This is a genomic window from Alcanivorax sp., assembly GCF_019431375.1.
Lineage (GTDB): Bacteria > Pseudomonadota > Gammaproteobacteria > Pseudomonadales > Alcanivoracaceae > Alcanivorax > Alcanivorax jadensis_A.
Genome location: NZ_CP080267.1, coordinates 822,351 through 848,354, shown reverse-complemented (window position 1 = coordinate 848,354; position 26,004 = coordinate 822,351). Strand labels below are relative to the sequence as shown.

The 26,004-nt window shown below is 58.3% G+C and carries 28 protein-coding genes and 1 tRNA gene; 12 read left to right on the top strand and 17 right to left on the bottom strand.

Annotated features, from left to right (window positions below):
* The first annotated feature begins 27 nt into the window (after positions 1-27).
* Positions 28-351 (top strand): SET domain-containing protein, encoded by a 324-nt coding sequence (locus KZ772_RS03840; protein WP_290538538.1) that lies wholly within the window; start codon positions 28-30, stop codon positions 349-351.
* A gap of 94 nt (positions 352-445) precedes the next feature.
* Here KZ772_RS03840 and KZ772_RS03835 read toward each other — a convergent pair whose 3' ends face one another.
* From KZ772_RS03835 to KZ772_RS03825, 3 genes are all read right to left on the bottom strand, one after another.
* Positions 446-1,123: a pseudouridine synthase gene (locus KZ772_RS03835; RefSeq protein WP_365870784.1), complete on the bottom strand. Its 678-nt coding sequence runs from the start codon at positions 1,121-1,123 to the stop codon at positions 446-448.
* A 91-nt stretch (positions 1,124-1,214) separates the two neighbouring features.
* Positions 1,215-3,587: an endopeptidase La gene (gene lon, locus KZ772_RS03830; protein WP_290538537.1), complete on the bottom strand. Its 2,373-nt coding sequence runs from the start codon at positions 3,585-3,587 to the stop codon at positions 1,215-1,217.
* A 54-nt stretch (positions 3,588-3,641) separates the two neighbouring features.
* Positions 3,642-4,277, bottom strand: a complete 636-nt coding sequence (locus KZ772_RS03825; protein WP_290538536.1) for a methyltransferase domain-containing protein — start codon at positions 4,275-4,277, stop codon at positions 3,642-3,644.
* Positions 4,278-4,401: 124 nt separating this feature from the next.
* On the opposite strand from KZ772_RS03825, the gene KZ772_RS03820 reads away from it, so the two are divergent.
* On the top strand, positions 4,402-5,649 hold the full coding sequence (locus KZ772_RS03820) for an AarF/ABC1/UbiB kinase family protein (protein WP_290538535.1): 1,248 nt from the start codon (positions 4,402-4,404) through the stop codon (positions 5,647-5,649).
* Positions 5,650-5,664: 15 nt separating this feature from the next.
* Here the strand turns inward: KZ772_RS03820 and KZ772_RS03815 are convergent, their stop codons facing one another.
* The 3 genes from KZ772_RS03815 to rimO all read right to left on the bottom strand — a co-directional run bounded on the left by KZ772_RS03815 (position 5,665) and on the right by rimO (position 8,915).
* A complete protein-coding gene (locus KZ772_RS03815; protein WP_290538534.1) occupies positions 5,665-6,615 on the bottom strand; it encodes an alpha/beta fold hydrolase in 951 nt (316 codons plus the stop codon).
* Between the two features lie 124 nt (positions 6,616-6,739).
* Positions 6,740-7,585 carry an EamA family transporter gene (locus tag KZ772_RS03810; RefSeq protein ID WP_290538533.1) on the bottom strand — a complete coding sequence of 282 codons (846 nt, stop codon included), beginning with the start codon at positions 7,583-7,585 and terminating at the stop codon, positions 6,740-6,742.
* Positions 7,586-7,589: 4 nt separating this feature from the next.
* Entirely contained in the window at positions 7,590-8,915 is a 1,326-nt protein-coding gene (gene rimO, locus KZ772_RS03805) for a 30S ribosomal protein S12 methylthiotransferase RimO (RefSeq protein WP_290538532.1), read from the bottom strand.
* A gap of 130 nt (positions 8,916-9,045) precedes the next feature.
* Between rimO and thpR the strand changes: the two genes are divergently transcribed.
* Both thpR and KZ772_RS03795 read left to right on the top strand, forming a co-directional pair.
* Positions 9,046-9,558 (top strand): RNA 2',3'-cyclic phosphodiesterase, encoded by a 513-nt coding sequence (gene thpR / locus KZ772_RS03800; RefSeq protein WP_290538531.1) that lies wholly within the window; start codon positions 9,046-9,048, stop codon positions 9,556-9,558.
* Positions 9,559-9,619: 61 nt separating this feature from the next.
* Positions 9,620-10,249, top strand: coding sequence for a YbhB/YbcL family Raf kinase inhibitor-like protein (locus KZ772_RS03795; RefSeq protein WP_290538530.1), 630 nt, complete (start codon positions 9,620-9,622; stop codon positions 10,247-10,249).
* A gap of 75 nt (positions 10,250-10,324) precedes the next feature.
* Here the strand turns inward: KZ772_RS03795 and KZ772_RS03790 are convergent.
* Positions 10,325-10,401 (bottom strand) — tRNA-Pro (locus tag KZ772_RS03790).
* Between the two features lie 142 nt (positions 10,402-10,543).
* On the opposite strand from KZ772_RS03790, the gene KZ772_RS03785 reads away from it, so the two are divergent.
* Positions 10,544-11,650, top strand: a complete 1,107-nt coding sequence (locus KZ772_RS03785) for a methyltransferase (protein WP_290538529.1) — start codon at positions 10,544-10,546, stop codon at positions 11,648-11,650.
* Between the two features lie 34 nt (positions 11,651-11,684).
* Here KZ772_RS03785 and mtnC read toward each other — a convergent pair whose 3' ends face one another.
* The 6 genes from mtnC to KZ772_RS03755 all read right to left on the bottom strand — a co-directional run bounded on the left by mtnC (position 11,685) and on the right by KZ772_RS03755 (position 16,334).
* A complete protein-coding gene (gene mtnC, locus KZ772_RS03780) occupies positions 11,685-12,359 on the bottom strand; it encodes an acireductone synthase (protein ID WP_290538528.1) in 675 nt (224 codons plus the stop codon).
* A gap of 109 nt (positions 12,360-12,468) precedes the next feature.
* Positions 12,469-13,014 carry a cupin domain-containing protein gene (locus KZ772_RS03775; RefSeq protein ID WP_290538527.1) on the bottom strand — a complete coding sequence of 182 codons (546 nt, stop codon included), beginning with the start codon at positions 13,012-13,014 and terminating at the stop codon, positions 12,469-12,471.
* A 5-nt stretch (positions 13,015-13,019) separates the two neighbouring features.
* Positions 13,020-13,655 carry a methylthioribulose 1-phosphate dehydratase gene (locus tag KZ772_RS03770; RefSeq protein WP_290538526.1) on the bottom strand — a complete coding sequence of 212 codons (636 nt, stop codon included), beginning with the start codon at positions 13,653-13,655 and terminating at the stop codon, positions 13,020-13,022.
* Between the two features lie 214 nt (positions 13,656-13,869).
* Entirely contained in the window at positions 13,870-14,955 is a 1,086-nt protein-coding gene (mtnA, locus tag KZ772_RS03765) for an S-methyl-5-thioribose-1-phosphate isomerase (RefSeq protein ID WP_290538525.1), read from the bottom strand.
* A complete protein-coding gene (mtnA, locus tag KZ772_RS03760) occupies positions 14,945-15,889 on the bottom strand; it encodes an S-methyl-5-thioribose-1-phosphate isomerase (RefSeq protein WP_290538524.1) in 945 nt (314 codons plus the stop codon). The genes mtnA (KZ772_RS03765) and mtnA (KZ772_RS03760) overlap by 11 nt, the downstream gene beginning before the upstream one ends.
* On the bottom strand, positions 15,879-16,334 hold the full coding sequence (locus KZ772_RS03755) for a PGPGW domain-containing protein (RefSeq protein ID WP_290538523.1): 456 nt from the start codon (positions 16,332-16,334) through the stop codon (positions 15,879-15,881). The genes mtnA (KZ772_RS03760) and KZ772_RS03755 overlap by 11 nt, the downstream gene beginning before the upstream one ends.
* Before the next feature lie 121 nt (positions 16,335-16,455).
* Between KZ772_RS03755 and KZ772_RS03750 the strand changes: the two genes are divergently transcribed.
* Positions 16,456-16,914, top strand: coding sequence for a DUF2489 domain-containing protein (locus KZ772_RS03750; protein ID WP_290538522.1), 459 nt, complete (start codon positions 16,456-16,458; stop codon positions 16,912-16,914).
* A 6-nt stretch (positions 16,915-16,920) separates the two neighbouring features.
* On the opposite strand, the gene KZ772_RS03745 is transcribed toward KZ772_RS03750, so the two are convergent.
* Complete coding sequence (locus tag KZ772_RS03745) at positions 16,921-17,607, bottom strand: DUF3108 domain-containing protein (protein WP_290538521.1); 687 nt, start codon at positions 17,605-17,607, stop codon at positions 16,921-16,923.
* Between the two features lie 79 nt (positions 17,608-17,686).
* On the opposite strand from KZ772_RS03745, the gene KZ772_RS03740 reads away from it, so the two are divergent.
* Both KZ772_RS03740 and KZ772_RS03735 read left to right on the top strand, forming a co-directional pair.
* Entirely contained in the window at positions 17,687-18,364 is a 678-nt protein-coding gene (locus KZ772_RS03740) for a hypothetical protein (protein ID WP_290538520.1), read from the top strand.
* On the top strand, positions 18,354-18,740 hold the full coding sequence (locus KZ772_RS03735; protein ID WP_290538519.1) for a PilZ domain-containing protein: 387 nt from the start codon (positions 18,354-18,356) through the stop codon (positions 18,738-18,740). Before KZ772_RS03740 ends, KZ772_RS03735 begins: the two co-directional genes overlap by 11 nt.
* Positions 18,741-18,797: 57 nt before the next feature.
* Here the strand turns inward: KZ772_RS03735 and KZ772_RS03730 are convergent, their stop codons facing one another.
* Positions 18,798-19,421 carry a hypothetical protein gene (locus KZ772_RS03730; protein ID WP_290538518.1) on the bottom strand — a complete coding sequence of 208 codons (624 nt, stop codon included), beginning with the start codon at positions 19,419-19,421 and terminating at the stop codon, positions 18,798-18,800.
* A 325-nt stretch (positions 19,422-19,746) separates the two neighbouring features.
* On the opposite strand from KZ772_RS03730, the gene KZ772_RS03725 reads away from it, so the two are divergent.
* Entirely contained in the window at positions 19,747-20,664 is a 918-nt protein-coding gene (locus tag KZ772_RS03725; protein ID WP_290538517.1) for a 5'-nucleotidase, read from the top strand.
* A 153-nt stretch (positions 20,665-20,817) separates the two neighbouring features.
* Here KZ772_RS03725 and KZ772_RS03720 read toward each other — a convergent pair whose 3' ends face one another.
* Positions 20,818-21,615 (bottom strand): sulfite exporter TauE/SafE family protein, encoded by a 798-nt coding sequence (locus KZ772_RS03720; RefSeq protein WP_290538516.1) that lies wholly within the window; start codon positions 21,613-21,615, stop codon positions 20,818-20,820.
* 173 nt (positions 21,616-21,788) lie between these two features.
* Here KZ772_RS03720 and cysB point away from each other — a divergent pair, with 173 nt between their 5' ends.
* On the top strand, positions 21,789-22,763 hold the full coding sequence (gene cysB / locus KZ772_RS03715) for an HTH-type transcriptional regulator CysB (protein WP_290538515.1): 975 nt from the start codon (positions 21,789-21,791) through the stop codon (positions 22,761-22,763).
* Positions 22,764-22,910: 147 nt separating this feature from the next.
* On the top strand, positions 22,911-23,528 hold the full coding sequence (thrH, locus tag KZ772_RS03710; RefSeq protein ID WP_290538514.1) for a bifunctional phosphoserine phosphatase/homoserine phosphotransferase ThrH: 618 nt from the start codon (positions 22,911-22,913) through the stop codon (positions 23,526-23,528).
* A 158-nt stretch (positions 23,529-23,686) separates the two neighbouring features.
* Here the strand turns inward: thrH and KZ772_RS03705 are convergent, their stop codons facing one another.
* Positions 23,687-24,766: an anthranilate synthase component I family protein gene (locus KZ772_RS03705; protein WP_290538513.1), complete on the bottom strand. Its 1,080-nt coding sequence runs from the start codon at positions 24,764-24,766 to the stop codon at positions 23,687-23,689.
* A gap of 398 nt (positions 24,767-25,164) precedes the next feature.
* Here KZ772_RS03705 and KZ772_RS03700 point away from each other — a divergent pair, with 398 nt between their 5' ends.
* Entirely contained in the window at positions 25,165-25,992 is an 828-nt protein-coding gene (locus tag KZ772_RS03700; protein ID WP_290538512.1) for a DUF6160 family protein, read from the top strand.
* Positions 25,993-26,004: the final 12 nt, after the last annotated feature.

Here is a 26,004-nt window from a genome sequence, read left to right as displayed (position 1 = left end):
TGTGTCATTAACGTAAAGTGCGAAAAAATGTCAAAACCCTATCTGCGAGACGATTTACTGGAAGTGCGCCACAGTACTGTCCACGGTCGAGGTCTGTTTGCCAGCCAGCCGATCAAGAAAGGGACCGAGTTGGGGCTTTGCAAAACCAAGGCTGCCAAAAAAGAGGGTCCCTATGTGTTATCGCTGGATGACGAGGGTAAAGAGCGCTACCGGGTACTCTGCGACCTGCGTTTCATCAACCACGGCAAGAAACCCAATGTCGCTTATTACGACGACCTGACTGTGGTGGCGCTGAAGTCCATCAAGGCCGGGGAAGAGCTGCTGCACGACTACGGCGACGATTGGGACTGAAGAGGCAGTTAATAGTTAACAGTGAATAGTTAATAGCTTAAAACCTGGATTAGCGGCCATCTGTAGGAGAACCGCTTGAGGTGCGAAGCCGGCCTCAGAACGGGCAGGGTGAGGTGAATTCCTGCCAGAGCCCGGTTATCGGGTGGTTGAAGGCCAGCCATTCCGCGTGCAGCAGTAATCTCGGGCTTAATGCCTCTATTTCCGGCGGTGCATACATGTCGCAACCGATGATGGGGTGGCCCAGCTCCCGGCAGTGAATCCGTAGTTGATGGCTGCGGCCGGTGACCGGGCTTAACGCCAGCCGGGTGCGGTTGCGGATCTCGTCCCGTTCCAGCACCTGATAATGGGTAAGGGCCGATTTTCCTGTGTCGTAACAGACCTTCTGCAGTGGCCGGTTGGGCCAGTCCGCGATTAATGGCAACTCGATGCTGCCACTCTCCTTTTCGACCAGACCATGTACCACTGCCTGATAGCGTTTCTTCACAGTACGTTGCTGGAACAACCGACTGAGCTGGCTCTGCGCCTGGCGGGTGAGGGCGAACACCATGATGCCGGAGGTATCCAGATCCAGTCGGTGCACCAGCCGTATATTCGGGTCCTTGCGTGCCAGCCGACGAACGGCGCAATCCTGATTTTCCGGGGCACGCCCCGGCACACTGAGCAGGTAGGCAGGTTTGTTGATCAGCAGGATGTGATCATCCCGGTATATCGTGCCCACCCGCTCATGGCAGGTGGGCACGATATAGTAGGGTTTGTCGGCGGGGGAATTCACGGGGCAATTCGCCGTTGAGACTCGCAGGTGTCGCGTGTCGAAACACTGGCCTGGTTTTGCCTTTCGCTACGCATCACTCGCTTCTCGCCACTTATTTTCCCCAGAGAATCGCAAAGACATCGTCATACTGCTTGGCAAAATGCACAGTGAGTCCGTCTTTCAGGTAATCCGGCAGTTCATCGAAATCCCGCTGACAGGCTTCCGGCAGAATCACCTCACGAATTCCCACCCGCCGGGCCGCGATGACCTTTTCGCGGATGCCGCCTACTGCCAGCACCTGGCCGGTAAGGGTCAGCTCGCCGGTCATGGCTACTTTGCGGGGTAGACGTTTTTTCAGGAGCAGCGACAGCAGGGCGCTGGCCATGGTGATGCCGGCACTGGGTCCGTCCTTGGGCGTCGCTCCTTCCGGTACATGGAGATGGAGAAAGGCCTCATCCAGTCGTTCCTCGCTGAGACCGTAATCCTTCAGGTGACTGGCCACATAACTGTAGGCAATCTCCGCGGATTCCTTCATCACATCGCCCAACTGACCAGTGAGTTTGAAGCCTCGTTGTTTGCTGTGCACCTGGCTCGCTTCTACTGATAGCGTGGCTCCTCCCATGGCGGTCCAGGCCAGGCCGGTGACCACGCCCACACCGCGCTGGGTCTTCTCGGTCTGGAAGTAGGGCTGGCCCAGGAAATCCGCCAGGTTCTTGCCGGAGATACTCAGTTTCTTGTCCCCGGCCAGCAATTTGACCGCGGCCTTGCGGATGATCTTGTTGAGCTGTTTTTCCAGGTTACGGACCCCGGCCTCGCGGGCATAGCCTTCCACGATCTGGCGCAAGGCACTGTCGCTGATGCGCAGCTGGCTTGGCTTCACCCCAGCCCGCTCAAGGGCTCGGGGCCACAGGTGCTGGCGTGCGATCTGCACTTTTTCTTCGGTGATATAACCGGACAGGCGAATGATTTCCATGCGGTCCAGCAAGGGGCCGGGGATGCTATCCAGCGTGTTGGCGGTGCAGATGAACAAGGCATGGCTCAGGTCTAACCGTTCGTCCAGGTAGTGGTCCAGGAAATCCTGGTTCTGTTCCGGGTCCAGCACTTCCAGCAATGCTGAGGCCGGGTCACCCTGAAAGGACTGGCCCAGCTTGTCCACCTCGTCGAGCATGATCACCGGATTCGCGGTGCCGGCTTCCTTGAGTGCCTGCACCAGTTTGCCTGGCATGGCTCCGATGTAGGTGCGACGATGACCCTTGATTTCCGCTTCATCCCGCATGCCACCCAGGCTGAAACGGTAGAACTTGCGACCCAGGGCATCGGCGACGGATTTTCCGATACTGGTCTTGCCCACACCGGGTGGCCCCACCAGCAGGATAATGGAGCCTTTGACCTCACCGCGCAGTGCGCCTACGGCCAGGAATTCCACTATCCGATCCTTCACATCATCCAGGCCGCTGTGGTGAGCTTCAAGTATTTCCCGGGCGTGTTGCAGGTCCAGATTGTCGTCGCTGTACTGGCCCCAGGGGACATTGGTGAGCCAGTCCAGGTAGTTACGGGTGACGCCATATTCCGGTGAGCCGGTTTCCAGCACGGACAGTTTCTGCAGTTCATCGTCAAAGCGCTTCTTTACGGATTCCGGTGGTGCCAGAGCACGCATCCGCTCACGGAATTCCTCCGCTTCGGCGGTCTTGTCGTCCTTGCTCAGGCCCAGTTCCCGCTGGATGATCTTGAGCTGCTCGCGAAGGAAGAACTCGCGCTGGTGCTGGCTGACCTTTTCGTTAACCTCTTCGGAAATCTGGCTTTGCAGCCGGGCCACTTCCAGCTCTTTCTTGACCAGGGTGAGCACTTTTTCCATGCGCGCTTTCAGCGGCACGGTTTCCAGGATGGCCTGCAGCTCCGAGCCGTTGGCGCTGGTGAGTGCCGCCGCGAAGTCGGTGAGCGGTGAGGGGTCGCTGGGGGAAAAATTCTGCAGATAGTGGCGCAGTCCCTCGTTGTAGAGCGGGTTCAGCGGCAGCAGTTCGCGGATGGTGTTGATAATGGCCATGCCAAAGGCGCGGATGGTTTCATCCGCTTCGGCACGGGATTCCGGATAGCTGACCTCGGTCATGAAGGGGCGCTTGCGGCTCAGCCAGTTTTCAATACGGAACCGTGTGGTGCCCTGGGCCACCATCTGGAACTGGTCGTTTTCTTCATTGAGGGCGTGAACCTTGACCAGACAGCCGTATTCCGGGAAATCCTCGTGGGTCACCGAGTCCGGGTCGTTGTCGCCCACATAGACCAGGCCCAAAGACTGATGCGGCGTCTGGCTGACCCGTTCCAGGGTCGCCTGCCAGCGCTCCTTGTCCAGCATCACCGGTTGCACCAGCCCGGGCATAAAGGGGCGGTGTTGCACGGGGATCAGGTAGATACGCTGGGGTTTCAGCTGGTCGGGCAACGCCAGGCTGCCCGAGGATTGCTCAACAGTATTGGTATCGTCTTGGCTCATAGTGTTGTCACTTCCATTCAGCGTGGAAACAACATGGTGGCGACGGGCGAAAAATCAATTGTTGATGATCAACAGATCCGCACTCAGGGTTTTCGGGGTTTTTGTCCGGCGCTCCACGACACGGGCATCCATCCCGGCATTCTCGCATTTTTCCGCCAAGGCATAGAATGGTGAGCGGCCCGGGTCAGCAATGATCACCTGTTTGACCCCGCTGCGCAGTCCCCGGCGTATCAGGTTGAAGAGCACCGGGGTCAGCTCGTCCCAGAAGCAGATGTCGGCGCCGGCAATAATGTCCACGTCGGCCAACCGCTTTTGGGTCAGTTTCTCGAAGCGGTCCTGTTGCTGGGTGATCTGGACCTTGTTGATCTGTGCGTGCAGGTCGAGATAAGGAAACACATCCGGGTCGGCATCCACGGCGGTGACCCGACACCCAAAACGCTTGGCCGCAAAGATGGAGAGGGGCCCCCAGCCGCAGCCGATATCCATCATATGTTCATCGGCGGACACTTTTCGGCGGGTCAGGTGGTCCATGATCAGGAAGCTGGAGTTCCAGACCTTGTTGCCATGAATGGAGGGGGTGTGGTTGGCACGTTTCAGGCGACGGATTTCCCGGTGGCCGGAACGCAGCAGGGTGATGCCGCGAGTGCGAATGGTATGCGGCTCTCCAGCGCGTATAACTGTTCCTGACATAATCGCTCACCAGCGGCAAAGCCAGAAACATTACGGTCAAGCTCAGCGGGATTCAAGCCGTATCTCTACAAGACATGCTGTAGGCTGACTGCCTTGGGTGAATAACTATAATGACGAAAACCTGATGATTAGAGAAAGTATTGCTGGTGTCAGCGGCCTTGCCGCGGGGCGGTCCCGATATTTACGCGCCCTGACAGCCATGGCTCGGGTGGCGGCGATATATGCCGGAGGAGTCGGCAAGGAAGACCGTCACCAACGTCATTGCCGTGGCGCCAACATTCTCGCAGCCTTGTGTCGTCGCAATGGCGCTTTCTGGGTCAAGGCGGCCCAGTTCTTCAGTTGTCGGCCGGACGTGCTGCCACAGGAATACATTGAAGCATTTCAGCAACTGCAGAACGATGCGGCGCCGGTCCCTTTTTCCCGCATTGAAACGGCGCTGAAGAAATCCTGGGGTGTTGACTGGCGAGATCAATTCCGCTGGATTGACGAGACACCGATCGCGGTGGCATCCATTGCCCAGGTACATCGAGCGCGCCTTGAGGACGGCACCGATGTGGCGGTGAAAGTGCGCCTACCCGGGGTAAAGTCACTGTTTGAGCAGGATGCCAAGGTGTTTCAGATTCTGGCGGCGATTGCTGCACCCCGGTTGCGGGAATTTGATCTGAAGCAGGCCGTTGAGCAGCTGTTGAGCATGACCGCCATGGAGCTGGATTTCCGCAACGAGGCGGCCAATACTCGACGTTTTGCCCGCCAGCCCCATCATCCCCGTATCCGTATTCCTGACCTGATTGATGGCCTGTGCAGTGAACGCATTCTGGTGACCAGTTGGGAACATGGCTCAAGGCTGCGTAACCATCTGGATGCGAATCCGGAACAGGCCAGGGACCTGCTCTCGGTACTGTTAACCAGCTACCTGCAGCAAGTCACCCGTTTCGGGGTCTACCAGGCGGATCCGCACCCGGGCAATTTCCTGGTCAACGACCAGGGCCAGGTGGTGATTCTGGACTTCGGTGCCATCGGCGTGCTGACCCCGGACGAGGTTCGCCGCTATTCACGGTTGCTGTATGGCCTGATGGGCTTTGAAGGGGACGTGGATATCGGCGAACTGTTTGTTCAGGCCGGTTTCAAGGGTGGCAGCCCGGAAACGTTGCGGGAGCTGGCGCTCTATGTGTTGACTGACAAGGTCAATCAGCAGGGACCGGTGGCCGCCATGGGGGAATTGATGCAGCGCTTTCGCGAAGAGCGTATTTCCATCCCGGATTCCTATATCGGCATCTCTCGGGTATTGATCACGCTGGGCGGCTTCCTGATGAGTTACCAGGTGCCGTTTGACTGGACACCGCCGGAGCAGCGGCAGGTCCAGTCAACGTAGCCCTGTCCTGTCAGATCAGGAATCCACCTGGGCTTCTCGCCAGAACACCCGGAAGGCGTCGGCGCTCTTGGTGGGCGCTTCAGCCATGGGGACATGGCCGATGCCATCGAGAATCACCGCCCGAGAGTGGGGCAGCTCCTCAAGAAAAACCTCCACATTGTCCACCCCGAGCAGGCGATCCTCCCGGCCCCACAGGACCAGCGCCGGCTGATTCAGATCGGCCAGTTTGCCGGTACCTTCCAGGCTCATGCCCGGATCGGTGTCCATATCTTCCCAGATCTTGTCCGCCACCGGGGCATTCTCGGCTTTCTTGGCACCCATGATGTCGATGAAAAATTCCGGAATGTAAGGAGCGTCTTCCATGGCCCACTTGAGTGTGGTGTGGAACTGTTCCGGGCTGCGAGGAATCAAGGGGTTGCTGTCGCTGGTAGCCAGGATGGCCTTGAAGTCTTCGGTTTGGCGGGTAAGCCCGGCGGAATCCACCAGTCCCATGGAAAGCACCTTCTCTGGTGCTGCTTGCGCCAGAGCCAGGGTGATCGCACCGCCCATGGAATTGCCGGCCACGTGATAGGCGGGAATCTCCAGGGTATCCATCAGGGTAACCAGACGCTGGGCCTGGGACGCCATGGTGTAGTCCAGTTCGGTATTACGGGTGGTTTCGCCGTGGCCCGGCAGGTCCGGCACCACAAAATGGAAATCGCCTTCCAGCTCGTTGACGAAGCGCACCCAGTTACTGGAATCGGCGCCAAAGCCGTGGATCAACAGCACCACCGGTTTGTCCAGCTGGCCTTCACTGCGCAGCAGGTGCCATTGAATGCCATCAGCGGTCTCTACGGTCTGATCTGTCAGGCCGGCACGGCTTTTTTCCAGACCCAGGCCGGTTTCATAGGCCCATTTTGCCAGTCCGTCGCAGCCGGAAAGGATGATCGTGCTGATCAACAGCAGGCTGAGTTTCAATGAATGCATGAATGAATCCTGTTTGTTGTTTTGCCGACCGACGAGCATAGGGGATTTTGTCGCCTCGTGTCCTTCCCTGCGGGCCAATATCCAATGGATCTTTGATCCTCTTGTGGCGAAGCTTGCAGAGATCCTATCGGCTCTTCAGATTCCAGACACCAGCGGCGACGATAAGCAGGGTGCCAATGAGAGTGGTAAGGACCAGGGTTTCGCCCCAGAACATCCAGCCGAGCAGAGCGGCCCAGACGACGGAGGAATAGTTGTAGACGCCCACCTGGCCCGGGCGGGCGATTTGATAGGCGGTGGTCATGGCATATTGCCCGCCGGTGGCCACCAGGCCGATGCCGAACAGCCACAGATAATCCGTGCCAACAGGCAAGGTGCTGGCCCAGGGCAGGGGCAGGGCGGAAAACAGGGTGGCGAACAGGGCGAAATAGAAGACTACCCGTTGTGCTGGCTCCGACACCGCCATGCGCCGGATACTCACCTTGGCCACACTCATGATGGCAGCACCAGCCAGTGCCACCCACATCACCGGGTTCACGTTGCCGCTGCTCACGTCCATGATTACGGCGACTCCGGCAAAACCGCCGATAATGGCCAGCCAGGTGCGCACACTGATCACTTCCCGTAGCCACAGCCAGGCGACGATCGGCAGGAAGAAAGGCACGGTCATCTTCACCAGCACCGCTTCTGCCAGGGCAATATGGCCGATGGTATAGAAGAAGCAGAACATGGCAGTGACCCCGGTGAAACCGCGGATCATGTGCAGATGAAGGAAGCGGGTGCGTAACTGGCCGAAGCCGCCACGGGAGGCAATGATCGGAATCAGAATCAATAGCCCGAACAGGTTGCGGGCAAACACGATCACCTCGGTATCGAGGTGATCGGACAGGTGCTTGATCATGGCGGCCATCACCGCCAGAAGGCCCTCGCCGAGAACCAGTAGCAGGGCGCCCTTGAGAGGCTGGTCGCTCACGCGATCACTTGCTGGCTGGCACCGGTGTGCCCCACAGGTCGTGCTCGTCAGCGTGCTCGATATTCACCATCAGGCGCTGGCCGGGTTTCAGGTCACTTTCCCCGTTGAGATAAACAAGGCCGTCAATTTCCGGTGCATCCGCCTGGGAGCGGGCAATGGCACCTTCCTCGTCCACTTCGTCCACCAGCACTTCCAGGGTCCTGCCGATTTTCTTCTGCAGCTTGGCGGCACTGATGCGGGCCTGCACGTTCATGAATCGCTCGCGGCGTTCTTCCGCCACGTCCGGGTCCACCGGGTCGGGTAGGGCGTTGGCCGGGGCGCCTTCCACCGGGGAATAGGTGAAACAGCCCACCCGGTCCAGCTGGGCTTCTTCCAGCCAGTCCAGCAGGATCTCGAAATCCGCATCGGTTTCACCGGGGAAGCCGGTGATAAAGGTGCTGCGCAGGGTGATGTCCGGGCAGATTTCCCGCCAGCGACGGATCCGCTCCAGCGTATTCTCGGCATGAGCCGGGCGCTTCATGTTCTTGAGAACACTGGGGCTGGCGTGCTGAAAAGGAATATCCAGATAAGGCAGGATATGGCCTTCGGCCATCATCGGGATGATGTCGTCCACATGGGGGTAGGGGTATACGTAGTGCAGGCGCACCCAGGCACCCAGTTGACCCAGTGCCTGACACATCTCCAGCATGCGGGTCTTCACCGGCATGCCCTGCCAGAAACCGGTCTGGTACTTGCGATCCACCCCATAGGCGCTGGTGTCCTGGCTGATCACCAGCAGCTCCTGCACACCGGATTTCACCAGCCGCTCGGCTTCATCCATCACATCGCCAATGGGGCGCGAATCCAGCTTGCCGCGCATGCTGGGGATGATGCAGAAGCTGCATTTGTGATTGCAGCCTTCGGAAATCTTCAGGTAGGCATAGTGTCGTGGTGTCAGCTTGATGCCCTGGGGCGGTACCAGATCCATAAAGGGGTCATGGTTCTGGCTGGGCGGCACCACCTGGTGAACCGCGTTAACCACCTGCTCGTATTGCTGCGGGCCGGTGACGGACAGCACCGAGGGGTGCACCTTGCGGATGGTGTCTTCTTCCACGCCCATGCAACCGGTGACAATCACCTTGCCGTTTTCGCTCAGCGCTTCGCCAATGGTTTCCAGGGACTCGGCCTTGGCATCGTCGATAAAACCGCAGGTGTTGACTACCACCACATCCGCATCGTCGTAACTGGGTGTGACCTCGTAGCCTTCCGTGCGAAGCTGGGTCAGAATACGTTCAGAGTCCACCAGGGCCTTGGGGCAACCCAGGCTGATGAAACCGACTTTACCGGACATAGTGATACCTCGATATTGGCTGCCGTTCGCTGATGGCTGACACTGGCTGAGCGAACGGGGGCGCAATTCTACCGCCGTCACCGTTTTGAAGCCATGCCGCAGGGCTGGCCTATCAGACAGGAGGTTTTTGATGCGCTGTTTTGTCGGCGTACCGGTGACCGGGCCCCTGGCCCGGGAATGCAAGGAGCTTGCCCTGGGGTTGCCGCGGGCCACCCCTCGACCCAATCTGCATCTGACGTTGGCCTTTCTGGGGCAGTGCACCCCGGCAGGGGTGGCCCGACTATCCGCAGAATTACAGTCACTGTCCGACCGCTTTGCGGCCTTTGATCTGACGTTTGATCGCTGTGAGCCCTTTCCCGCAGAACAGGGCCCATTTCTTGCGCTTACTGCCGCCGCTTCGGGGTCACTCAAGGCGTTGCATGACGCCCTGTGGGATTGTCTTGTCCGTCAGGGCATTGACCGCGAACAGCGGGCCTTTCGCCCGCACATTACCCTGGCGAAGCCGGGGCTGGCCCTTGCGGCACAAGCCGGTGACTGGCAATTGACCGTAGACCAATTATGTCTGTATCAGAGTGAGTTGATTCAGGGTGAAGTGCCGACTTACCGGCCCTTGTCGCAGCATTCACTGAGGCCGAAGGCTTGAATTCTTGCACTGCACCTGCAAGGTTGGAGCCTCTGCAAAACCGGACCCAAGGAGTCTTACCATGGAGCTAGTCAGTAACAGTCTCACCGATCAGGCTCCCATAGCTGAAAAGTTTGCCTTTGCGGTGATTGACCCGGAAAACCATGTGGCCTTGTCCAGCAACATTAATCCTCATCTGGCCTGGAAAGGCGAGCCTGCGGGAACCCGCTCCTTCGCGGTAATTTGCCATGACCCGGATGTGCCCAGTGCCGGGGACGATGTGAACCAGGAAGACCGGGAGGTGCCTGCGGACCTGCCGCGTGTGGATTTCTATCACTGGACCCTGTTCGACATTCCTGCTGACCAGAGCGAAATCATGGAAGGCAGCCATTGCCAGGGAGTCACCCCGCGTGGCAAGTCCGGACCGTCTGCCCCCCAGGGGCTGCGACATGGTCTCAATGATTACACCAGCTGGTTTGCCGGCGATGGGGATATGGAAGGGGACTACTTTGGTTATGACGGACCCTGTCCGCCGTGGAACGACAGTATCGTCCATCGCTATGTCTTTACTGTCTATGCACTGGACGTGGACAAGCTGCCAGTGGCAGATGACATGAGCGGCGGTGCCATTGTGGCAGCCCTCGAGGGGCATGTGCTGGACAAGGCCAGTATCACGGTCAGCTATACACTGAACCCTCGACTGGCGGACTGAACGTGCTACGGGCAGACACAAAAAAGGCCGCTTTCGCGGCCTTTTTTGTAGGTCCTCAATGAAAAGGACCTGAATTGGTCGGAATAGCAGGATTCGAACCTGCGACCCCTACGTCCCGAACGTAGTGCTCTACCAGGCTGAGCTATATTCCGGATCTTGTGCTGGCGCATTCTAGCAGCGAATTTTCAAAATACCATACCTAAATAACCGTCGCCGGCCTGTTTGCGCAGATTCTGGTCAACGACGGGCAGGGCAGGCAGAATGCGCCGCCTGAACGACACAACCGGGGACGGTATGACAACCTTTGAGCACCCCTGGGGCCAATTGACCCTGCAGCGTTGGCCGCTGCGCCACAATGAGCCCCTGCAAGCCTGGGATAATGCGGATCTCTACCTGTTGAATACCCTGAAAGCGCGCGCGGCCGGGCCCTCAACGCTGGTGGTCAACGACCAGCAGGGCGCGTTGGCCTTGGCGGCGTCGCAGCACGGGCCGGTGATCAGCAGCGGAGATTCTTTCCTCGCGAGCCGGGCGCAGGTGCATAACTGCGATCTGAATGGGCTGCCGGAGCAGGGGGCACCCCTGTGGCCTTTTGATAATCTGCCGGAATCGCCTGATCAGGTGATTATGCGTGTTCCCAAGTCACTGGCGTTACTGGAATGGCAGCTGCAGTGGCTCAGTGAACAACTGGCGCGGGGCACGCCAGTGTGGCTGGCAGGTATGGACAAGCACCTGCCCCGCCAACTGGTGCCGCTGATGCAGCAGTATCTGGGCAACGGCCGGGCGGAACTGGGCTGGAAAAAGGCCCGCCTGTTCAGTGCCTTGGCGCCCGGCGAACGACTCGCAGTCGCGCCGTATCCCACCGAGGTGGAAGGCCCCATGGGACCGTTGACGGTGCACGCCGGGGTGTTTGCTCAGCAACAGCTGGATATCGGGGCGCGGTTTTTCCTGGCGCACCTTCCCAACAATCTGCCACCTGGTGCGACGGTGGCGGATCTTGGCTGTGGCAACGGAGTGATCGGGCTGGCGCTGCTGCAGGCATGCCCGGACAGCCATCTGGTGTTCTGTGATGAATCCTGGCTGGCACTGCAAAGTGCCCGTGACAACGTGGCGCGGTATTGCCCGGAGAGCGCCAGCGAGTTTTATCTCGGCGATGGTCTGGCGGGTCATGATGAGCGTTTCGATCTGATCCTGCTCAATCCGCCGTTCCATGACGGGCATGTGGTTGGCGATCACGTGGCGCGGCGCTTGTTCAGACAATCAAAGCAGGCATTGAACGCTGGCGGAGAACTACGAGTGATCGGCAACCGCCATCTGGGTTACCACAAATTGCTGGGCAAGCTGTTTGGCAAGGTCGAGGTACTGGGCAGCAACCAGAAATTTGTCGTCTGGCGTTGCATGTAGGGTGCACTGAGTCGATGTGCCGTTGTTGGGCTCGCTATAGGGCAATTTCTTCGAACGACGTCACTACCTTATGCCGGCTTTCTCCCTGGTTGCCTTCGCGATCCAGCCGGATAGTCTGAAATCCCGCTTCAGCGGCCGCATCCAGTTCTGCCTCAATATCCGACAGAAACAGCAATTGCTCCGCCGGCAAACCGATGGATTGCTGGATGGTGCGGTAACTGTCCGTTTCCTGTTTATGACCGGAGGTGGTATCGAAATAACCGGAGAACAGGCCTGTCAGATCTCCCGCATCGCTGTAGCTGAAGAACAGCTTCTGGGCCGCGATGGAGCCGGAGGAATACACATACAGGTCCAGCCCTTTTTCTTTCCAGGCTTGCAGGGCCGGGGCGGTATCGGGGTAGAGGTGGGCGGTGTAATCACCATTCTGGTAACCGGTCTTCCAGATCATCCCCTGCAGGGCTTTCAGCGGGGTGGCTTTGCGGTCGTCGGTGATCCATTGCTGAAAGAGGGCATTGGCAGAGGCCGGGCTGTCCAGACGCTGTCCGCTTTCCTGCTCAGCCGCTTGTACCTGAGCCTGTATCTCCGGTTGGTCCCAGTGTGTTTCCAGAAACGCGGGAAATTGTCTGGCGGCATAGGGGAACAGCACTTCCTTGACGAAGGAAATGCTGCTGGTGGTGCCTTCAATGTCGGTGACAACGGCTTTAATCATGGTCAACTTCACAATGCATAGTCTGTAACAGCCTTCCCTGGCGAAAACCCGGCGTTACCAGCGAGGTTAATGCCGCTGGCCGGGGAGCGATTCCTGTCGGGAGGAGGGCTCAGTTTTCCAGGCGGTTGAACCGCTGGGCGATATCGCTGCCGGTAAAGTTGGCCACCCAGCCGTCCGGATTATTGAACAGGCGAATGGCCACGAAGCGGGGATTGGGGCCCATGTCGAACCAGTGGGGGGTGTTGGCGGGCACGCTGATCAGGTCGCCCTTGGTGCACAGCACCTCGTAGACCTTGTCGCCGATGTGAAGGGTGAACAGGCCCTGGCCTTCCACGAAGAAGCGCACTTCGTCTTCACTGTGGCGGTGCTCTTCCAGAAACTTCTGCCGGAAAGCGGCTTTCTCCGGGTGATCCGGCACCATGCTGACCACGTCCACGGTCTGGTAGCCTTCCTCGGCGATCAGCCGGTCGATGTCCGCCTGGTAGGCGGCAATCACTTCGTCCTGCTGGGGATTATCGGACAGGGTCTGAGTGGCTTGCCACTGCTCATAGCGAATGCCTGCATCGGCCAGTGCCTTGGCCATGGCCGCCTTGTCAGTCAGATGCTGCTCAAGGGTATCCGGCTGGCTGTCGTGAAAGATTTTCAGTTCGCTCATGGTGCTCAAACTCCTTGCAAACGGCGGCGGTCCAGCTCTATGGCGAGCAGGGTCTCCAGCGCTTCAAGTTGACGGTAACAGGTGGGTAAATCGCTTGCCCAGGTGTACAGGCCGTGGCCGCGGATCAGATAGGCGTGGCTGATGCTGTTATCTGCCATGGCCGCATCCACTTGGTCGGCGAGGGCGGCGATGTCCTGAGTGTTATCGAACACCGGGATCACCAGCCGGCTGTCATGGGTGGTATAGCCTTCCAGAGCCTTGAGCAGCTCGTAGCCTTCCAGGGTGATGCTGTTGGCGGGCCAGTGCATGGTCAGCACGGTGCCGGCATGACTGTGGGTATGCAGGACCGCGCCCACGTTTTCATGGCGACGGTACAGCTGGGTATGGAGCAGGGTTTCCGCCGATGGCTTGCCGTCGCTGGCGGCCTGACCGTCCATGTTCACGGCCATGATATCGGTTTCCTGCAGCAGCCCCTTGTCCTTTCCGGAGCGGGTGATCGCCGCATGGGTGGCGTTCAGGCGCACGGAGTAGTTGCTGCTGGTGGCCGGCGACCAGCCATGTTGATAGATGCGCTGGCCGGTGGCCGCCAGGGCCCGGGCGGCTTCACGGTAATCGGCAGTGGAGTAGGGGCGATCGGTCATGCTGTTATCCACGAAGTGAGCTCAAGAGCCTGTTTGGAGTCTATACGCAACCGCGCCGGAGGCAATTTTTTCGCCAGGTCGTGATTGCGATTGTGTGGTGTAGTGACTCTACATGAACAAGGGCAATCGCGGGCTGGCGGGAAAAGGGTCCTGGCCCTTCGGGTTGCCGCTGAAAATGACGCCATGCTGTGTTGTGAACCTTGAACTTGATCCATCAGGTCCTGCGGTCCACGCCTTGCCTGGCGTCATTTTCAGCGGCAACGCGGTTGCGTATAGACTCCAAACAGGCTCTAAGTGTATCGGTGGTGGGGTTCCGGATCACGCCCCGTTCGGTGACGATGGCGGAGATCAATTCAGCCGGTGTCACATCAAAGGCCGGGTTGTAGACGGGGCAGTGGGCCGGGGCCAGGGTCTTGCCCTGAATGCTGCGCACTTCGCTGGCGTCACGCTCTTCGATAACGATATGGCTGCCGTCCGGCAGGTCTGCATCCAGGGTTGACAGTGGCGCCGCTACGATAAAGGGGATGCCGTGATGGCGGGCCAGCACGGCCAGGTTGTAGGTGCCGATCTTGTTGGCGGTATCGCCATTAGCGGTAATGCGGTCGGCACCCACTATCACCGCCTGAATCTTGCCCTGCTGCATGAGCTGGCCAGCGGCGCTATCTGCTACCAGAGTGACGGGAATGCCATCGTTGAGCAGTTCCCAGCTGGTTAGCCGGCTGCCTTGCAGCCAGGGCCGGGTTTCACCGGCGTAGACTTCCTGCAGGTTACCCCGGGACCAGGCTGTGCGGATAATACCGAGCGCAGTGCCGTGACCGCCGGTGGCCAGGGCGCCGGTGTTGCAGTGGGTGTAGACGCTGGCGTTGTCCGGCAGCAGGTCGGCCCCCAGCTCGCCCATGCGCTGGTTGGCGGCCAGATCTTCCTGGTGAATGGTTTGTGCATCGGTTTTGAGAGCGCTGATCAGCGCGTCCCCGGAAAGGTCGCCAGCGACTTTTTGCAGGCGCTCCAGGGCCCAGAACAGATTGACCGCCGTTGGCCGACTGGCCGCCAGGGTCGCAATCGCCGGGGCCAGTGCTACCGCTGTGGCGGTGTCACCCAGCCGGGCGGCTTCCAGGGCCAGGCCATAGGCGGCGGTAATGCCAATAGCGGGTGCGCCGCGTACCACCATGTCACGAATGGCCGAGGCGGCATCATCGCTGCCATGCACGGGAAGCCAGACGGTTTCCGCCGGCAGGCGTCGCTGATCAAGCAGCTCCAGATGATCCTCATGCCAACGGATGGCGGCGCTGTTAATGGCCATCGGTGATGTCCTCGTCATGTCCGTCAGGGTGTTTCAGGGGCGTTCTGTCGTATTTGCGGCGTATCCAGTTGGCGGCCCGGAAGACGCCAGGGCGGCGCATAATAGCGCGTTCCAACCGGTATTTCCCCGGAAACGTGCTCGCCATCAAAGCGATGAGGATGGTGAGCAGCCCTTGCCCGGGAAGTACCAGCATCAGGATGCCAGCCACCAGCAATTCGCCATTAGCGGTAATGCGGTCGGCACCCACTATCACCGCCTGAATCTTGCCCTGCTGCATGAGCTGGCCAGCGGCGCTATCTGCTACCAGAGTGACGGGAATGCCATCGTTGAGCAGTTCCCAGCTGGTTAGCCGGCTGCCTTGCAGCCAGGGCCGGGTTTCACCGGCGTAGACTTCCTGCAGGTTACCCCGGGACCAGGCTGTGCGGATAATACCGAGCGCAGTGCCGTGACCGCCGGTGGCCAGGGCGCCGGTGTTGCAGTGGGTGTAGACGCTGGCGTTGTCCGGCAGCAGGTCGGCCCCCAGCTCGCCCATGCGCTGGTTGGCGGCCAGATCTTCCTGGTGAATGGTTTGTGCATCGGTTTTGAGAGCGCTGATCAGCGCGTCCCCGGAAAGGTCGCCAGCGACTTTTTGCAGGCGCTCCAGGGCCCAGAACAGATTGACCGCCGTTGGCCGACTGGCCGCCAGGGTCGCAATCGCCGGGGCCAGTGCTACCGCTGTGGCGGTGTCACCCAGCCGGGCGGCTTCCAGGGCCAGGCCATAGGCGGCGGTAATGCCAATAGCGGGTGCGCCGCGTACCACCATGTCACGAATGGCCGAGGCGGCATCATCGCTGCCATGCACGGGAAGCCAGACGGTTTCCGCCGGCAGGCGTCGCTGATCAAGCAGCTCCAGATGATCCTCATGCCAACGGATGGCGGCGCTGTTAATGGCCATCGGTGATGTCCTCGTCATGTCCGTCAGGGTGTTTCAGGGGCGTTCTGTCGTATTTGCGGCGTATCCAGTTGGCGGCCCGGAAGACGCCAGGGCGGCGCATAATAGCGCGTTCCAACCGGTATTTCCCCGGAAACGTGCTCGCCATCAAAGCGATGAGGATGGTGAGCAGCCCTTGCCCGGGAAGTACCAGCATCAGGATGCCAGCCACCAGCAATAATACTGCCAGTACGTTGCGAATCAGCCAGAAACACCAGGCCAGCGGGCCACGATGGGCGTGGGGCAGATAGCTTTCGGTGAAATAATCCTCAGGCATACGCAGTAATAGCCAGGGAATGGCAACACAGGAGGCCAGGGCCATGACAATACCGGTTACCGTGAGTGCCGGCAGCCAGGGTTCCAGTTGCTGGGCCAGCGGCTCCAGCCAGGCGGGTAACTCTGCGTTCAATGGGCCTCCGGTTTGCGGTGCTGTGCAGAGAGTGTGTGCCGCGTACAATGCGGTTAAGCTCGGCGATTTTCAATCCCGAGTGCATCACTTTCGTGTTCATGGACAGCAAGGAGAATCCGTTATGATCCAGGCCGGACAACTCATACTGGCAGCGCTTATCGGCCTGTTGATTGGTGCAGTGCTGGGTCTGGTGCTATGGCGGATCTGGCTGGCCCGTCGCGAAGTGCGGGAAACGAGAGCCCAGCAGGTGCATATTCTCGACAGTCTTGAGGTGTTATGCCGTGCCGTTGACCAGAAACAGGTAGAGTTGAGTGAAGCTTCCATACGCATCAGTGCGCTGCTGGACTGTCTGCCTGAGAGTATCGAGCCGAAGGTGGATCTTGCTGCTATCCACCAATTTGCCGAGACCTGCCGACAGTTTGATCGTGGCGAGCAGCGGCAGGAACTGACACCCCGGGCGCGCTTCCAGCAGGATTCCCATCGCTGGCAACTGGAAGAGGATCAGGATGAAGTGGTTAACCAGGCGACCCGGCGCCTGGCGAAGGTGTTACCGACCTGGCGGATCGGGTTGGGAATCTAGAGTGCCTCAAGGGGTTGTCGCGAGATATCTGAACGAGGTCATTTCAATGCGCCCCCGCACAAACAAATTTTCCTGGTGGTCCATGCGGACCATAAAGTAATCCAGTTCCCGGGCTGCCCAGAAACGCGAGCGTTTGCTTCGTTCCGGGTAATCCCGCTCTACGCTGGTGGCATCCCATTCACCGGCGGGCGTCTCCAGGTTTTCCTCTCCCAGAGAACGGTACTGATAGTGTGCCATGCCATCGGGTTCAGCCACCGGATAGCTGAATGCCTCGTCTCCCCTGGCCATGTTGCAGCGGGCCATCATGGCCACGCTCAGCGCATCCAGGGCATCGTCTACTAGTGGATATATCGCTTTGCTTCCCTGGGCTTCGCGGTCTTGCCAATCAAACAGAATTTCGCCTTCCCGGCGCAGGCCGAAGCCGGCACTGGCATGGCGATAGTGGTGGGGCTGGGCGGTACAGTCATGCCAGCGGAAAGTGGCCACTTCCTCATGTTGAAACAGGCGATTTTCAATACGGAAATGGAGCTGGTAATCCTGATCTTCCTGCGTCAGGCGGATGGTGGCATTGAGACCAAGCGGGATGCCATTGACCACAACCCGGTATTCGGCCTCAGCAGGCTGGAGCGCTAAAGGGAAAGGCGGGAGTTGATCGGCAGATTCAGCAAACAGTGACTGGGACGCCAAAAACATCAGGCCCGTCAGCAGCCGTAAGGACCGAGTAATTACAGTATGATTCGCCACTTTCCCAGTGTCCGCCAGTTAAATGAGTATGGATGATAGCACGCTCCACATTGCCTTCGAGGCCTCACCATCCCTTCAGCAATCCATAGAGCGATTTATTGACGGCATGCTGGCTGCGCCCGGCCGTTGCCACCTGGAAGAACTGGATGCCCTGGTTGTGCCTTTTGTTGATGAAGTCCTGTCGGTGTTCTTCAAGGGACCGCTGGAAGCGGCCAAAGCAAAGGGGCCCTCGGCAAGGCTGATTCTGGGTGCCATGAGAGTGATTAACCGCTCGGCGGACAGTCTCATTGGCCGGTTGATGAAGAATACCACCGTAGACGAGCAGCTGGCACTGGCGCGGTATTTCTGCAATTTGCGCCGTTATCGAGGTGGCAAGCTGTATGTGGCCTACCCGTTGAGCCCGGCCATGGCCGAGAAGGCTAGTCTGGTGTTCCAGGCAAGTCTACTGGGCGAGGAAGACATGGCCGGGCTGCTTGATGTGCTTCAGGCCATCAACGATGGTGCGATTACGCATTTCATGGATAACTCGGTGGCTTGTCTGACACTGGGTCGAGTAAACCGTGCATTAGTCTCCGCTGCTCGTGTTACAATTTGTAAAGCAACGGCGTCCGCCACTCATAAGGGGTTGCCGGGCATGGAGGCCAGCGCCAGGAAGGCGGTGGTGCACTATTTTGATCAGATGCTGATACGGTTCGATGATGGATAGCAGGGAAAATCGCGGTGCCAACCGCCGCAAGTTGGCGCGAATCAATACCCAGATGCGGGTAGATATCTTTCGCCACCGTTTGATTGGGGGGTGGCGCTTTGTGACCCGTGCCAAGGCCATGGACTACAACCGTTTCGGGGTAGGTCTGACCTCGCCGGTAAGTTTGTCACGGGGGACGCGACTCAAGCTGGACCTGTACGCGCCAGGCATGATCCTGCGTCAAGTATCGGCGGAAGTGGTCAGTTGTCACCGGGCAGGGCAGGCCTATCGCATCGGGCTACGTACCTATTCCAACCTGCGTGAACTGGCTGGCGATGCCCGCCAACACCAGATTCGTTATCTGGCGGGTATGGAAGAGCAGCTTTTCCCTCACTAATGCTGTTTCCGGATACAAAAAAGCCGCCCGAGGGCGGCTTTTTTGATATCGGCGTACTTAGTTGCCGGAGGAGGGGGCTGCTGCTTTCTTCTTGGCAGGAGCCCGCTTGGTAGCGGCTTTTTTCTTGGTAGCTGCTTTCTTGGCGGGGGCCTTTTTGGCAGCGGCTTTCTTTGCAGGAGCCTTGCGAGTGGCAGCTTTCTTGGCAGCGGCCTTTTTCTTGGCGGGGGCTTTTTTGGCTGCTGCCTTCTTGGGTGCAACCTTGCGCTCAATTTCCTTGGCGCGTTTTTCCAAGTCTTTCTCGTATTGGCCGATAACCCGGGACAGGCTGTGAGCCTGCTTGGCGGTGGCCTTCAAGACCCGCACTTCGGTTTCCAGAATGCGCTTGCGACCTTCAGAGGCTTCAACCTGCTTGCGGGCATCTTCTGCCGCCTTGCGGGCACGCTCAATCTGTTTCTTGACGGTGGCGGTGGCACGGTCACGGTATTCCGCCTGCAGCTTTTCAACCTTGGCGAAGTACTCCCGCTGACGCTTCATTTCCTGGTTCAGGCGATCGCGCACCTTCTCCAGTTGTTTCTCAAGTTGACTGATCTGTTTCTCGCGTTCCTTGTCGAAGCGCTCAGCCAGCTTGCGAATCTGAGCCTGAAGTTCCTCGACAGTATCTTTCACCTTGCTAGCAGCCATGGATGACTCCCTTTCCCCTTCGGATTGTTCGTAGTGGCTTTGTGCCGGAGAGCAGCAATGCCCTGATTCAATGTTCAAGTGCAACGCAGTTGCTGTAGCAACTTTATGCCACATCCCAGCACTGAACAACCATTGATCAATTGAAAAGCAGGCCGAACGTTGGATGCTGGACCTAAGACACCGGGAAAGAGCTTGTGGCAAGCATCACTTCCCACAGAAAGACACCAACCGCAAAATGCTTGAACCTGGTATCAGTGTTGTGCTGTTGCGATTCGTGGATGCGCGCAGGATACTGGGCAAAATTCACCTTCACCCGGGACCTACCATGCCGGTTTCCTTTGATGGCAAGCTGGTTATCGCGATCAGCTCACGTGCCTTGTTCAACCTTGCAGACAGCCACAGGGTCTATCTGGAAGAGGGGCTGGAAGCCTTTCAGGATTACCAGACCCGCCACGAAGACGATGTGCTGGAGCCCGGTGATGCTTTCCCCCTGGTGCAGAAGCTGCTGGCTATTAATGAACTGAAGGAAGGCAAAGGCCGGGTGGAAGTGATTCTGCTGTCACGCAACAGTTCGGATACCGGCCTGCGGGTTTTTAACTCGATCGAGCATTACGGGCTGCCAATTACCCGTGCGGCCTTTGCCGGTGGGCAAAGCCCTCACCGCTATGTGTCTGCTTTTGGTGCCCACCTGTTTCTTTCCACTGACCCGGATGATGTGCAGCAGGTGCTGGAAGCCGGCTACGCGGCCGCCACCATTCTTTCCGGCGGCCAGTGCCAGCGTCCGGATGGCATTTTGCGGATCGCCTTTGATGGCGATGCAGTGCTGTTTTCCGATGAGTCAGAACAGATATTCCAGAGCGATGGCCTGGAGGCCTTTACCGAAAACGAGAAGCGCTCGGCCCGCCAGCCGCTGGATGGAGGACCTTTCAAGCCTTTCCTGGCGGCCTTGCATCAACTTCAGAACAGCTTTCCAGTGGAATCTTGCCCGATCCGAACCGCCCTGGTGACCGCTCGGGGCGCCCCTGCCCATGAGCGGGTGGTACGAACCCTTCGCGACTGGAATATCCGTCTGGATGAAAGTCTGTTTCTGGGAGGGCTGGCGAAAGGGGACTTTCTGCGGGCATTCGGTGCGGACGTGTTCTTCGATGATCAGCAGGGGCACTGTGAATCAGCTGCCCACCATGTGGCCGCCGGGCATGTTCCCCATGGCGTGGCGAATCGGCGCAAAAGCGGCGAGGGCTGAAGCCTCCGTGTAGCCTTCCGGTTTTTCGCCTTTCTGCAGGAGCCCATGCTTGCATGGTGAACAGCCGCCATTGCAAGCAGGTTCGCAATGCGAGCATAGCTCTTACATTCTTGATTATCTGGGATAGCTTGAGGCGATCTGTCCGGTCAGTGTTCAAAACACCGCATACTTGACCCCCAGCGCCAACAACACGGTTACCAACACCGGGTGCATGATGTGGTTGGGTATCCGTTGGCCCACATGGGTGCCAATGTAGATCGCAGGCAGCGAGCCCATCAACAGAGCAACCAGTAGCCCCGGATCTACATGCCCCAGGGCTAGGTGTCCAAGACCGGCGATCAGGGTGAGTGGCACAGCATGGGCCAGATCGGTGCCGACTATCCGAATTGGTGCCAGGGCAGGATAAAGAACCAGCAACACGGCAGTGCCGATAGCGCCGGCGCCTACCGAAGACAGAGTCACGAAGACCCCCAGTAGAATTCCCATTGCCACCGTCCAGGCGCCGGCCCGTTGCTGAGCGGATCCCAACACCCCTGTGGGGTGGTGGGCGCCCCAGCTTTGCAAACGGCGCTTGAACAAGAGCACCAGGGCGGTGACGATGAGTGTGATGCCCAGCGCCGTTGTCAGCAGAGGCGCATAGTCGTCAGCACTGGAAGCCAGCAACCAAAGAGTGGCAGTGACAAGCAGCGCAGCGGGGATGCTACCGGCGGCCATGCGCTTCATGATGGCCCAGTCCACATTGCCGCGACGGGCATGCATCACCATGCCGGAGGATTTGGTAATGGCGGCGTAAAGCAGGTCGGTACCGATGGCAACCTGGGGCGGGAACCCGAACAGCAGCAGGATCGGGGTCATCAGTGAGCCACCGCCGACCCCGGTGAGGCCAACCGCGAAACCGACCAGCGCACCGGCGCTTATATAGAGAAGCAGCTCCGGTTGCAGTATCGGCATACAAGTGGCTCCTGGCTTGGAGAAAAGCTTGACGGGACCACTATAAAGACGGTTATCTATGCTTTGAACGAATAATTATTCATATTTTTATAACCAGGTTGAGTTGGCGTTCCGATTTGCGAATAATGAAGAGTGCCTGACCTGGGTGCCGTGTTCCGATTGCGGAGGCAAGGATGAAACTGCAGCAATTACGCTACATTTGGGAAGTGGCCCGCCATGATCTGAATGTGTCTGCCACCGCCGCGGCCCTTTTTACTTCCCAGCCGGGGATCAGTAAGCAGATTCGCATGCTGGAGGATGAGCTTGGCGTTGAAGTCTTTGCCCGCAGTGGCAAACACCTGACCCATATCACTCCGGCAGGTCAGGCGATCCTGAAAATCGCTGGCGAAATTCTCCAGCAGACCGAATCGATTCGTCGGGTCTCCCAGGAATACCGGGATGAATCCCGCGGCGAACTCAGCATCGCCACCACCCACACCCAGGCTCGTTACGCCTTGCCACCGGTTATCCAGCAGTTCACCGGGCGATTCCCGGATGTGTCCCTGCACATGCATCAAGGGACACCCATGCAGATTTCCGAAATGGCCGCAAACGGTAGCGTGGATTTTGCCATTGCCACGGAAGCCCTGGATCTGTTTACCGATCTGGTGATGATGCCCTGCTATCGCTGGAATCGAACCGTGGTGGTGCCGCAGGGCCATCCGCTGACCAAAGTCACACCACTGACCCTGGAAGCCTTGGCAGAGTACCCCATTGTCACCTATGTATTCGGTTTTACCGGCCGCAGCAAGCTGGATGATGCCTTTGTCGACAAGGGGCTGGAACCGAAGGTGGTATTCACCGCCGCCGATGCGGATGTCATCAAGACTTATGTGCGGCTGGGTATGGGGGTGGGCATTATTGCCCACATGGCCGTTGACCCTGTCGAAGATAAGGGGTTGGTGGCCCTGGATGCCGGGCATCTGTTTGAATCCAGCACCACCCGTATCGGCTTTCGCAAGGGCACCTTCCTGCGCGGTTTCATGTATGACTTCCTGGAGGCGTTCGCCCCCCATCTGACCCGGGAGCGCGTGGATGCGGCCATCAAGGCCCCTAACCGGGAGGAGCGAGAGGCCTTGTTCGAGGGCATCGAGCTACCTATTCGCTAATATCCCTTGTGGGAAGCGATGCCAGCATCGCTTCCCACAAAATACCCTCTCGCACAATTGCATAAGCCCGAAATCCAGGCTCCCCGTTGCAAAGCCCCCAAGGCGCCGCTACATTGTGCGCGCCTTATTAACCCAAAGGGGAAAACCGTGGAATTGCTGTGCCTGGACCTGGAAGGGGTGTTGATCCCCGAAATCTGGATCAACTTTGCGGAAAAGACCGGTATTGACGAGCTTCGAGCCACCACCCGGGACATTCCTGATTATGGCGAGTTGATGCGGATGCGTCTGCGTCTGCTGGACGAGCACGGCTACGGCCTGCCGGACATCCAGGCTGTCATCGATACTCTGGAGCCTCTGGAGGGCGCCAAGGAATTCGTCGAGTGGGCCCGCGAGAACTTCCAGCTGATCATCCTTTCTGACACCTTCTACGAGTTCGCCAGGCCGCTAATGAAGAAGCTGGGTTGGCCGACCCTGTTTTGCCATCGTCTGGAAGTGGACGAGAACGGTCGCATCACTGACTACAAGCTGCGCCAGAAAGACCCCAAGCGGGCATCCATCAAGGCTTTTCATTCCCTGAATTACCACTGCATTGCGGCGGGTGATTCCTACAACGACACCACCATGCTGTCAGAAGCGGAACAGGGCATTCTGTTCCACGCCCCGGATAACGTGATTGCCGAATTCCCCCAATTCCCTGCTGTGCATAGCTACGACGATTTGAAAAAGGAAATCGTCAAAGCCAGCCCGCGAGATATCCCACTTTAATACAGTGTCCAGGCAACACGCTTCGTTTGATGGAACAACGCGAAGCGGGTTTGTTGCCCGCAGGAAATGAAAAGCCGCGCCCAGAATCTGGGCGCGGCTTTTTCGCAGTAGTGGGCTGCTTTTACTTGCTGTATGAAGCGTGCTGCCAGTTGTGTTGACTACAGAAACCGTTCCTCCAGTGCCCCCATCAACTTGGCGACCTTAAAGCAACTTTCCTCATACTCTTCTTCCGGTACGGAATCAAAGACGATACCGCCACCGCCATGGCAGTAGAGCCTGTCGCCCTCGGTTTGCAGGGTGCGAATAAGAATGTTGCTGTCTAGGTTCCCGAGGTTATCCATCCAGAAGAAGCTGCCACAATAGGCGCCACGGGGCGCCGGTTCCAGCTCGGCAATGATTTCCATGGCTCGTTTCTTCGGTGCGCCGGTGATGGAGCCACCCGGGAACGCACCGAGCAGGGCATCCAGCGGCGACAGATCCCGGCGCAGGGTGCCGGTCACAGTGCTCACCAGATGCTGCACATTACTGAACCGCCGTAACTCGAACAGCGGGTCGGCCTGGACGCTGCCAGGTTCACAGCAGACCCCCAGATCATTGCGCAGCAGATCCACAATCATCAGGTTCTCTGCGCGGTCCTTGGGATTGGAGAGCAGCTCGTCTCCGAAAGCCTGGTCTTGCTCAGCGGTCGCACCACGGGGGCGGGAGCCTTTGATTGGCTCGGTTACCACCTGCCGGTCCCGGATCGACAGAAAACGCTCCGGCGACACCCCGAATATCTGGCAGTCACCGGCATCAAAGTAGCAACTGTGCGGGGCAGGGTGGGCATCCTGTAATGCCAGCCAGGCCGTCAGCGGATCACCCTGAAAGTGAGCGCTGAAACGCTGGGCCAGGTTTACCTGGTAACAATCTCCGGCAGCCAGGTAGTCCTTGATTCGGCCCAGACTATGCAGATATTCCTCCTGACTTTGTTCTGCCCGAAACGCTCCGCCGAGAGTGAATTCCCCTGTCGGAACGGCGCTCTCTGTGCCCTGCGGGTATGAGCCGCGAACGGGTGAAGGTATCTCCTTATATAGGTGGATTACCGCAGGCATTACAGAATGGTTATGTATGCCTTCCCCTTTCACGGTGGAGGAACGATTAACCCCTCTCAGCCATGATCCGGCCTCATAAGGCAGCACCCCGGCCGCAAAGGTGTAGCCGCCAGCCAGGGCCTTTCCCGTTTCCGTTGCACAGCGCACAAGATCCGTGGCGTTGTGCGCGGATAGGGTCAGGTCGGGGCAGTTAAGCGCGACCAGGCCATTAGTGCTATTGAAAAGACAGCTTGGAGACATCATGGGCAACCAGATTCGGGAGGCGCTAGTCTACCTGTCATGTTGAAACCTGCTCAACTCTGTTACTGCGCGTAACAAATAAACTTTACGGGTCATGATGTTTACATCTGTGTTCGGTTGTTACGTGCGTGCAAGAAAAATGAAAATTCAAATAAAACAATGAGATAGGTCAAATGTAAGAGGGCTTCTACTTTTGTAACGGATGCATTTGTTTTTGTAACCATTGTGTTAACTTAGATGCGTGCCCCAACCAACGTGGCACCCAAACGATTACAACAAAACGTTGTGCACACGAGGAGATTACAATGGAATTCAAGAAACTTGCTCTGGCGGCCGCCGTTGCAGCCCTTCCGGCTACCGGTTTTTCCATGGAAGCCCTGGAAGACAGCGCCCTGTCTGGAGTGACCGGTCAGGATGGTATTTCCATCTCTCTGGCATCTAATGTTACTACTGGGCTGAAAATTCACGATAAAGATGGTTTCACCGGGAATGGTGTTGCTACTGCCGACTCTGGTGCCTTGGTAATCAGCGGTTTTGCCATCACTCGCGCTAACACCACTGACAGCATTGATATTGATATCGATACCAATGGTGGCACTTCGCCGACCCTGAACATTGGCGTGAGCCTGCCAACCGGCCTTACTGTTGCTCTGGGTTCTGTGGGTGTTGCGGATTCCGGTCGTACCGTTAGTGCTGCTGGCGTTGCTGGTGGCACTTGGTCTTCTACCGGCACTGTTGCAAGTGTTCTGAACCTTGGTTCCATGACCTTGGGTGCCACTACCCTGAATATCCAGCTGGGTAACGAACCGCAAGGCAATATGATTGCCCTGAATACCACCATTACCGGTGGCATCAGCCTGACTGGCTTCTCCGTGAGCGATGCAAACAGTGGTGGCAGCTTGATCACTGATCTGCAGGTTGTTGACAATGCTGGTACGGACCTGACGCTGAGTACCGGCATCAACATTGAGGCTGATGGCTTGCATATTGGTCTCGCTGGTTTGGGGGGGGCTACCGGCATGGACGTTCGTATGACTGACCTCAAGCTGGGTACTGCTGCTTCTGGCTCTATCGGTGATGTTGAACTGATCGGTCTTGATCTGACTGGCGACCTGGTAATTGCTGGCCACTAAAATTTACTGGTC